This window comes from Myroides sp. LJL116 (assembly GCF_054871685.1).
In genome coordinates, this window is sequence record NZ_JBTXLR010000008.1 from 138,492 (window position 1) to 146,865 (window position 8,374).

The window sequence follows — 8,374 nt, forward strand, 5'->3', positions numbered from 1 at the left end:
AAAAATACTTCTATTTAAAAAAGCGTCCATGCCAACTTTCTTCAGCAGGTACTTCCCAATATTCTCTGTATTCTTCTAAATCATTTACTAAATTATTAAAAACGATAGTACTAGCAGAAACAGCCTTACTTTTTGCTAATTGTTTGAATTCAATTAAGGTCTTAAAAGTAATAAACTCTCCCGTTTTATAAGTAACATTCATTTTATCTAATAAATCTACTTTAAATTTTTGCTCAATCTCTTGAATTACTCTAACCGATGCATCAATAGAACATCCAGAGGCTGGATGTATATCTTGATCTACTGCCAAAACAATAAAGCGATTGTATTTCACTTCAAAAGAAGCGTGTAATGGAGTTGCATGAGCTACCCAATTCTCAACAAATTCCCCCATTATTTGCTCAATTTCCTTCACCTCTTCTTCAGAGAACTTTCTATTTGATTGGTAGATCCAAACCTTACTATGGTTTGGCATCTCGCTCATTGGTGTATACATAATATATTATAAATCTTCTGCGTTTGCAATTAATTCTGCCACGTCTAAAACTTGAACTTGGCTTTCTTTTTCTTCAAATTTAACCCCATCGGTTAACATGGTATTACAAAAAGGACATCCCGCAGCAATAATCTCTGCCTTTGTACTAAGAGCTTCCTTAGTACGAAGTATGTGTACTTCCTGGTTTCCAGGTTCTGGTTCTTTGAATAATTGAGCACCACCTGCTCCACAACAAAGACCATTTGCACGAGAGCGCTTCATTTCTACTAATTCAGCATCTAATTTTTCAATCAAATCACGAGGTGCTTGATATACTTGATTAGCACGTCCTAAATAGCAAGGATCATGGAAGGTAATTCGCTTTCCTTTAAAATTACCACCCTCAATTTGTAAGCGTCCCTCATCTAGTAAAGATTTTAAAAATTCGGTATGGTGAACCACTTGATAATTTCCTCCTAGACCTGGGTATTCATTTTTTAAAGTATTAAAACAGTGTGGACAAGCCGTTACAATTTTACTTACTTCATAACCATCCAAAACTTGGATATTCATCATGGCTTGCATTTGAAATGCAAACTCATTACCAGCTCTTTTTGCTGGATCTCCAGTACAACTTTCCTCTGCACCTAAAACGGCAAAAGAAACATTGGACTTATTTAAAATTTTTACAAAAGCTTTTGTAATTCTCTTTGCTCTATCGTCAAAACTACCTGAACAACCAACCCAGAATAAAACTTCTGGTTTTTCGCCTTTAGCTAACATTTCAGCCATGGTAGGTACTACTAAATTCTGTGACATAATACGCGCTATATTTTGTGGAGTATACCTTTTTGTTTTTTTGGTAGACTCCAACTAAGGTTAATAGATTAATTTTCGTCTCTCCAATTTAAACGGTCCTGTTGGTTATATTGCCAAGGCGCTCCATTGTTTTCAACATTTTGCATCATGTTGTTAAGTTCAATTGGTGCAGCACTTTGCTCCATAACTAAATAACGTCTCATATCCATAATAATGGATAATGGAGAAATATCTATTGGACATTCTTCCACACATGCATTACATGTGTTACATGCCCATAACTCTTCTGCGGTAATATAATCATTCAATAGTGTTTTGCCATCTGGAATAAACACTCCTTTATTGTTGTCTATATTTTGGCTCACCTCCTCTAAACGATCTCTGGTAGACATCATAATCTTACGAGGAGATAATTTCTTACCGGTCATATTTTGTGGACATACCGAAGTACATCTTCCACATTCTGTACAAGAATAAGCATTCAAAAGTTGTACCCAATTTAGGTCCATAACGTCCTGAGCTCCAAATTTCTCTGGTTCTGCCTCGCTAGGCTCTACTGCAGCATAAGGATCTGCATTAGGGTCCATCATTAATTGCACCTCTTTTGTTACAGATGCTAAATTATCAAACTCTCCCAATGGCTCTAAATCAGCATAATAAGTATTTGGGAAGGCTAATATAATGTGTAAGTGCTTAGAGTAATATAAATAATTCATAAACAACATCACTCCAACAATATGCCCCCACCAACATACTCTCTCAATTATAGCTACAGTAGAGAAGCTCATTGATTCGAAAACGGGCGTTAAAAAGTGAGAAACAGGAAAGCTTCCTGCTGCGTGATAACCTGGGTATCCATTGGTTTGCAGGTAATAATCTGCAGCGTTCATTAATAAAAACAAACACATTAAGATACACTCAATATAAATAATATTGTTGGCATCTCTTTTACCCCATCCCTCAAGCTCACTTTGGTTCAAGCGTTTTAACTTAAGTATATTTCGGCGAATCCAAAATACCACTACACCTACAATTACAAGTAAAGCAAGTACTTCAAATACAGCAATTAACACATCATAAATAACTCCTAAAAAGTTAAATATTCTATGGGTCCCAAATAATCCATCAATGATTATTTCTAACATTTCGATGTTAATGATAATAAACCCAACATACACAAAAAGGTGTAAAATAGCTGGGATGGGTCTTTTACCCATTTTACTCTGACCGAAGGCCACGCGAATCATATTTCGCATTCTTGCCCCTGGATTATCCGAACGATCAATTGGGCGTCCTAATAAGATGTTGCGTTTTAATTTCTTTAAATTCTTAATAAAGAATCCAAAACCAACAATCAATAATAATAAAAATAATATTTGACCTAAGTACTGCATAGTGGTAATAATTGTTTCAAATAATGGTTAGTGGTTTTTAGTGGTTAGCTAATTATATAGTTTTATTGTTTCTATAGCACAGGCAATGCTATAAATAGTATTCATTATTGAGCATCTTGTTCTTGAAGTTCTACTTCAATTTGTTCTTGGTAAGGTACAGCCTTTTTTCCAAATACAGAGAAGTGCATGTATCGTTTAGGATTTTCTTTTAAATCTCTAAGTAATTGTTCTAATTCTTTAGAAGCATTAGTTAAGTTAGCATATAAAGCTGGATCTTTTAACAACATTCCAATAGATCCACTTCCATCTTCTAAACTAGCTAATAGCTTATCCATAGATGCTGTAGCACTATTTAAATTATTAAAAGTACTTTGGATGTCTAATGTATTTAATTTTTGTGACACTTCTACAAATTCGCCACTCATTGTATTAAGATTATCTAAAGTAGCCCCTAATTTAGGCTGAACAACATTCAACATTGTCTTAGATGCAGCTAAAGTTCCCTTTAATTCACTTGCAGCTTGTTTTAAGTCTTGTTGCATTTGCTCATCAAACACACCATTAATAGAACTAAGCATTTGACTAGTACTTTCTAAAAGACCTTCTACTTTAGCCTTTAATGGCAGCATTTCTCCCATTAATTGCTCCGACATATCTTTTTGTACATCTCCTTTTAAGTAAGCACCATTTTCTGCATAATTATCTTGCCCAAATAAAGGATCAATTGAAATTGCCTTTGCAGCAATTAATCCTGGCGAATAAATTGTAGCGGTACTTTCTTTGGAAATTTTTATAGGATTAGTCATTAGTATTTCTACTACTAGTTTACCTGAAGTTTGATCAATTGTAATTTTCGATACTTTACCAACTGTTAATCCATTAATAGTAACCACAGAAGATGTAGTTAAACCTTCTACATTTTGGTATTCTACATAATACTTTTGGCTGTTGTCAAATAGATTATTACCTTTTAAAAAAGAGTACCCCCAAATGAACAATGCAATTGCTCCTAGTACTAAAATAGCCGTTTTAATTTCTCTTGATATTTTCAAAATCACTTATTTTATAATACGCAAAAATAAACTTTTATTTTCAAAGCGCCTTAGATTATTTTAATGCCTGCTCCATTGTTATTATTTTACCATTTAAAAACGGTACAATAAACGAGCTTTTATGTCCCTTTGCCTTGGCTTCTTGTAAAAGCTTCTTGGCTTGTTCATAGCTAGTTGTGCTAGAATAAAAATATTTATTTAATTTACCACTTTTAAGCATAGTAACATTAGAAAGTCCCTTGAAATTTTGTGGTTTTAAGGGCAATACTTTATCACTTGCGGCAATTTGCACTTTAAAAACCACCCCATTTTGCACTTTTTGCTCAGTAGAACTCTCCTTTGAACTAGATGTAGAGGCTGCAGAACTCGTGTTAGGTTTGCTACTAGGAACAGCAGTAATATTTTGTTCTTTATAATAAGCTTTCTTATAATTTACTATCCCTTGAGCTATAGAGGTAGCCAATTCGCTTCTTCCTTTAGAAGAATTTAAATAAGCTCCTTCATTTGGATTGGAAACAAAACCAAGTTCAATAAGCACACTTGGCATAAATGCTCCGTGTAATACCCAGAATATTCCCTGTTTTACTCCCCTATTCTTTCTTTTTAAAGTATGGGTAAAGTTATCCTGTACTCTAGAGGCTAAATCGATACTCTGATCAATAAAATCCTCTTGTATTAAAGTAAGGCCAATAATAGACTCAGGAGAATTAGGATCAAAACCTGCATAAGTAGTTTGATAATCTTCCTCTAGCATAATTACCGAGTTTTCCTTTTTAGCTACTTCTAAGTTAGACTTGTTTTTACTAAGTCCCATAACAAAGGTTTCTGTTCCGTATGCTGCGGCTGATTCTGCACCATTACAGTGAATGGATACAAAGACATTACCATTTTGTTTATTGGCAAGTACAGATCTTTCTTTTACCGGTACAAATACATCGGTACTCCTAGTATAATAGACCTCAATATCTGGATTTGCTTCTAAAATTTTCCCGACTTGTAAAGCTACAGCCAGAACAATGTCTTTTTCGACAAATTTTCCGTGATTTGTACCAGCATCTTTTCCACCATGCCCTGGGTCTAAAATCACTTTAAATTTAGGATTGTTTTGTCCTGATACACCAATTGTTAATAAGAAAACAACAAGTAAAGTGAACAGTTTTGAACAACTACTATTCATAAAAAATATATTTATAATTATGGATAAATTGAATTAAATTACCTTTTTAAGGAAAAATATATGTAAGTTTGACACGTTAAAAATAACAAGCTTAGTTTTACAAAAATAGCATATATAATAGATTTGCGAACAAATATTTTTAATATCGTTTTAGTTTTATTTCTTTCTTGTCAATTGTCAACGAACAATGTAGCGGCACAAGAATTTCAAAAGAAATATACTACCTTAAATACCAGTAATTTAACCGATTCTATATCATCTAAAACAGATACTATAGCCAATAAGTCTATGGTAGAAGCTCCAAAGGTCCTAGAGGCCAAAAAAGATTCTTTACCAAAGGAAAGTAAAGGAATCTTGGAGACAATAGTATATAGAAAAGCAAAAGACTATGAAAGATTAGACCAAAGTAAAAAGGAAATCACCCTTTATAATGAGGCGGAAGTAAAATACCAAGACTTCCAACTTCAAGCAGGAAAAATCGTTTTCAACTTTGAAAAAGATGAAATTTATGCCGGTGGTATAAAAGATAGCCTTGGAAATATGACACAACTACCTGTTTTCTCACAAGGAGGTCAAATTGTAGAACCTGATTCCATACGCTATAATACAAGAACCCAAAAAGCGGTTGTTTTTCAATCTAGAACATCCCAAGGAGAATTCAATATAAAGGCTGCTGTAACCAAAAAAGAAAATGACTCTGTTTATTTTATGAAAGATGTTATTTTCACCACAGCCGAAGACTTAGATGATCCGGAGTATTATTTCAAAGCCAGAAAAATTAAACTAGTTCCAGGTAAAAAAGTAGTTACTGGGGTAACCAACATGGTTATTGCCGATGTACCTACTCCACTTGGACTTCCATTTGCTTTTTTCCCAATGAGTGAGACAGCAGAATCTGGTTTTATTATACCTAGTGTGGGAGATACCAATCTTCAAGGGTACTACCTTCAAAATGGAGGATATTACTTTGCAATTAGCGAGAGAATGGATTTATCCTTAACAGGGGATTACTACACCAATGGAAGTTGGGCTTTAAGGGGGCAAAGTAATTATGCTAAGCGTTATAAATATAGTGGTAACGTACTTATCCGCTATGAAAACAATCTTTTCAGCGAGAGAGGTTTACCAGATTATTCCGCTTCTAAACTTTACAATATTCAGTGGACACATAGAAAGGACAATAAAGCCAATCCTACTTCTAACTTCTCTGCTTCGGTAAACATGGGTAGTAGCCAGTACTTTAGACAATCCAACAACACTTATAACGTTGGAGCTTCCTTGAACAATACAATGAGCTCTTCGGTTTCTTATTCAAAAACCTTTGAGAGTGTACCTCAAGTGAATATGTCTTTAACAGCTACGCATTCCCAAAACACCAATACTAGACAAATTAATATGACCTTACCTACTCTAGCAGTTAGTGTAGACAGGGTATTCCCTTTTGCCCCTAAATATGGAGCAAAAAGAGGTCTTATTAAAAACCTTAACTTTTCTTATAACTTAAGAGGAGAAAACAGAGTAAGAGTGCATGAGGACAACTTCTTCAAAAAAGAAATGTACGATAGCTTAAATACAGGTTTCCAACATAGTATTCCAATTTCTACTAACTTTAAAGTTTTTAAGTATTTCTCTGTTACAACAGGAGCTAATTTCAATGAAGTGTGGTATTTCAATACTATAAAGAAAGAATATAACCCAGAAAAAAACCAAGTAGAAGATCTAAGGGTTAATGGCTTTGATAGTTTTAGAACCTATAATTTCAATGCCAGCATTGGAACTACTATTTATGGTACATTTAATTTTGGTGATGATAAGAAGATTCAAGCAATTAGGCACGTAATGCGTCCTCAAGTAGGATATTCTTACACCCCTAGCTTTGATAAATATTATGACACCTATGCCATAGATGCCACAGGTCAGACCGTTCAGGATTATACCCGATTTCAAAACGGGCTTTTCGGAGCCCCTAGTAGAATGAACTCCAATATGCTTAACTTTAACTTAAGCAACACTTTCGAGGCTAAAGTAAGAGACAAAGACAGCGATAAAGACGAGTATAAAAAGCTAATGCTTTTAAATAGTTTAAACTTCTCTACTAGTTATAATATGAGCGCAGACTCTTTAAAATGGTCACCAGTACGCGTTAGTACAGGAACGGCATTATTTAAAGACAAAATGCAAATTAACCTAGGAGCTACCTTAGATCCATACGCCTTAGATAACAACAACAGACGTATTGATATGTTTAATATCAATAATGGTGGAAGCTTATTTCGTTTAACTAGTGCTAACTTGACAATTAACTGGTCAATGGCAAGTACAGATCCTTGGTTTGGAGGTAATGCACAAGACAAAAACCAAAACTCTATCGACAACGGTGGACGTGGGGATGATTTATTTGGACGAGCATTAGAGTTAAACAATACTAGAAAGAGTATGTTTGACCCAGAAGCCGAACAAAAGCCATTTGCTGGCTTTTATAATGCAAAATTGCCTTGGGACTTAACTTTTGCTTATTCCCTTACTTATAGCAACGCACAAAGGCAAGACGAGATTGTAAATAACTCAGTAATGGTTTCTGGAAATGTGGACTTGACTCCTAAATGGAAAGTAGGATTCTCTACCGGTTATGACTTTGTACAAGATGGAGTTACCTTTACACAATTGCGCTTTGAAAGAGATTTAAAAAGCTGGAGGATGGACTTCACCTGGGTTCCAATTGGCACTTATACAAGTTGGGGCTTTTACATCGGAATCCGTTCCTCTATGTTAAGCGATATTAAGTGGGAGAAAAGAAAATCTCCAGATAAACGTTTTTGGTAATTAACTAACAAAAAATAATTATGAAAAAGATCATTAATTCTGAAAAAGCTCCGGCTCCAATTGGGCCATATAACCACGCGGTTTTAGCTTCCAATTTTTTATTTATTTCTGGACAAATTCCTTTTAACCAACAAACGCAAACTTTGATTGACTCTAGTATTGAGGATCAAGCCAAACAAGTGATGGCTAATTTAGAAGCGATTTTAAAAGAGGCTAACATGGGATTTGAAAACGTAGTAAAATCTACTATTTTCTTAACTAACATGGATGATTTTGCTGTGGTTAACCAAGTATACGGAAGCCACTTTGAACAAGAAAATGCTCCAGCTAGAGAGTGTGTTCAAGTTGCTAAACTTCCTAGAGGAGTGGATGTAGAAATTTCTATGATAGCTACAAAGTAATAAAGACTATATTTTACTTATAAAAAAAGACCCTTTCAAAGTGGACTGACCCCAAAAAGTTGGACGAAGTTATGCAATCTTTTTAATATAATGAGCTCGGTATTCCACCGGGCTCATTCCATTTAAATTAATACGTATTCGCTCGTTATTATAATATTTTATATACTGTTTTATTTCCTGTGTCAACTCCAGTATGGAGTTGTATTTCTTTAGATAAAATAGTTCTGATTTCA

At 34.3% G+C, this 8,374-nt stretch carries 8 protein-coding genes; 2 read left to right on the forward strand and 6 right to left on the reverse strand.

Translation table 11 applies throughout. The annotated features are described in order from the left end of the window. Positions 1-10: 10 nt before the first annotated feature. The 5 genes from ACYSNM_RS07845 to ACYSNM_RS07865 all read right to left on the reverse strand — a co-directional run bounded on the left by ACYSNM_RS07845 (position 11) and on the right by ACYSNM_RS07865 (position 4,917). A complete protein-coding gene (locus ACYSNM_RS07845; protein ID WP_461756385.1) occupies positions 11-496 on the reverse strand; it encodes an ABC transporter ATPase in 486 nt (161 codons plus the stop codon). A gap of 6 nt (positions 497-502) precedes the next feature. Continuing rightward, on the reverse strand, positions 503-1,294 hold the full coding sequence (locus tag ACYSNM_RS07850) for a (Fe-S)-binding protein (RefSeq protein WP_461756386.1): 792 nt from the start codon (positions 1,292-1,294) through the stop codon (positions 503-505). A 68-nt stretch (positions 1,295-1,362) separates the two neighbouring features. Then, entirely contained in the window at positions 1,363-2,688 is a 1,326-nt protein-coding gene (locus ACYSNM_RS07855; protein ID WP_461756387.1) for a 4Fe-4S dicluster domain-containing protein, read from the reverse strand. A gap of 104 nt (positions 2,689-2,792) precedes the next feature. Further along, positions 2,793-3,740: an MlaD family protein gene (locus tag ACYSNM_RS07860; RefSeq protein WP_461756388.1), complete on the reverse strand. Its 948-nt coding sequence runs from the start codon at positions 3,738-3,740 to the stop codon at positions 2,793-2,795. A gap of 55 nt (positions 3,741-3,795) precedes the next feature. After that, entirely contained in the window at positions 3,796-4,917 is a 1,122-nt protein-coding gene (locus ACYSNM_RS07865) for an N-acetylmuramoyl-L-alanine amidase family protein (protein ID WP_461756389.1), read from the reverse strand. 123 nt (positions 4,918-5,040) lie between these two features. On the opposite strand from ACYSNM_RS07865, the gene ACYSNM_RS07870 reads away from it, so the two are divergent. Together ACYSNM_RS07870 and ACYSNM_RS07875 are read left to right on the forward strand one after the other, a co-directional pair. Continuing rightward, on the forward strand, positions 5,041-7,740 hold the full coding sequence (locus tag ACYSNM_RS07870; protein ID WP_461756390.1) for a putative LPS assembly protein LptD: 2,700 nt from the start codon (positions 5,041-5,043) through the stop codon (positions 7,738-7,740). 20 nt (positions 7,741-7,760) lie between these two features. Continuing rightward, entirely contained in the window at positions 7,761-8,141 is a 381-nt protein-coding gene (locus ACYSNM_RS07875) for a RidA family protein (protein WP_461756391.1), read from the forward strand. Positions 8,142-8,210: 69 nt separating this feature from the next. On the opposite strand, the gene ACYSNM_RS07880 is transcribed toward ACYSNM_RS07875, so the two are convergent. Continuing rightward, a partial coding sequence (locus ACYSNM_RS07880; protein WP_461756392.1) for an IS3 family transposase occupies positions 8,211-8,374 on the reverse strand: 164 nt, incomplete at its 5' end.

What these genes read in the sequence shown, in the direction of transcription:
- ACYSNM_RS07845 (WP_461756385.1), bottom strand. Translation starts at nt 496, where the DNA reads ATGTATACACCAATGAGCGAGATGCCAAACCATAGTAAGGTTTGGATC.
- ACYSNM_RS07850 (WP_461756386.1), bottom strand. Translation starts at nt 1,294, where the DNA reads ATGTCACAGAATTTAGTAGTACCTACCATGGCTGAAATGTTAGCTAAA.
- ACYSNM_RS07855 (WP_461756387.1), bottom strand. Translation starts at nt 2,688, where the DNA reads ATGCAGTACTTAGGTCAAATATTATTTTTATTATTATTGATTGTTGGT.
- ACYSNM_RS07865 (WP_461756389.1), bottom strand. Translation starts at nt 4,917, where the DNA reads ATGAATAGTAGTTGTTCAAAACTGTTCACTTTACTTGTTGTTTTCTTA.
- ACYSNM_RS07875 (WP_461756391.1), top strand. Translation starts at nt 7,761, where the DNA reads ATGAAAAAGATCATTAATTCTGAAAAAGCTCCGGCTCCAATTGGGCCA.